This is a genomic window from Bradyrhizobium sp. WSM4873 (assembly GCF_055811355.1).
In genome coordinates this window covers 1-1,123 of the sequence record NZ_JBVVPS010000100.1, presented here as the reverse complement: position 1 = coordinate 1,123, position 1,123 = coordinate 1, and the positions used below count along the sequence as shown (strand labels likewise).

Annotated in this window: 1 protein-coding gene; it reads left to right on the top strand. The window is 67.6% G+C overall.

Annotated elements, in window-relative coordinates:
* On the top strand, positions 1–1,065 hold a 1,065-nt coding region (istA, locus tag AC0L21_RS37900), incomplete at its 5' end, for an IS21 family transposase (protein ID WP_473267076.1).
* Positions 1,066–1,123 lie beyond the last annotated feature (58 nt).

Here is a 1,123-nt window from a genome sequence, read left to right as displayed (position 1 = left end):
GGTGAGCGCAGAACGGCGCAGATCTTCGTCGCCGTGCTCGGCGCATCGAGCTTCACCTACGCGCAGGCGACGTGGACGCAGGTGCTCGCCGACTGGATCAGCGCCCATGTTGGCGCCTTCGCGGCGATCGGCGGCATACCGGCGCTGCTGGTGCCCGACAACACCAAGGTCGCGGTCATTAAGGCGAGCCTGTACGACCCGCAGATCAATCGTACCTACGCGGAGATGGCGGCGCATTACGGCACCGCCATCTTGCCGGCGCGGCCGCGCAAGCCGCGCGACAAGGCCAAGGTCGAGCAGGCCGTCCTGATCGTCGAGCGCTGGCTGCTCGGCCGCCTGCGCCATCGCACCTTCTACAGCCTGGCCGAGGTCAATGCGGCGATCGGCGAACTGCTCACGAGGCTGAACGAGGAACGGCCGATCCGGCGGCTCGGCGTGACACGCCGCCGGTTGCTCGAGGAGGTCGACCGGCCGGCGCTCAAGCCATTGCCGGCGTCCCCCTACGTCCTCGCCGAGTGGCGGATCCGCCGCGTCAGTCTCGATTACCACGTCGAGGTGGAGAAGCATTACTACAGCGTTCCGCATCGCTTCGCCCGCGCCGAGGTCGAGGTGCGGTTCACGGCCCGTACCGTCGAGATCTTCCACAAGGGCGAGCGGATCGCCGCGCATCAGCGCATGAGCGGCAATCACAAACACACCACCGTGCCGGAGCACATGGCCTCCAGCCATCGGCGCTACGCCGGCTGGACCATCGCACGTATTCGCCAGGACGCCGCCGCGATCGGGCCGGCGACCAGCGCGTTGTGCGACCTCATTCTCGACGAGCGCTCGCACCCCGAGCAAGGCTTCCGCGCCTGTCTCGGCATCCTCAGGCTCGCCGCCCCCTATGGGCGCGAACGGCTGGACGCCGCGGCTGCGCGGGCAATCGACATCGGCGCGCGCACCTATGGCTCGGTCAAGTCGATCCTCGCCAACAATCTCGATCGGCGTTCTGCTCACCAGCGTTCCGCGGACGATGCGCCGATCCTGCATGCCAACATCCGCGGACCGCGCTACTACAATTAGGAGATCATCCCTTGCTCACCCATCCGACCCTCGACCGCCTCAACGCCCTCGGCCTCCA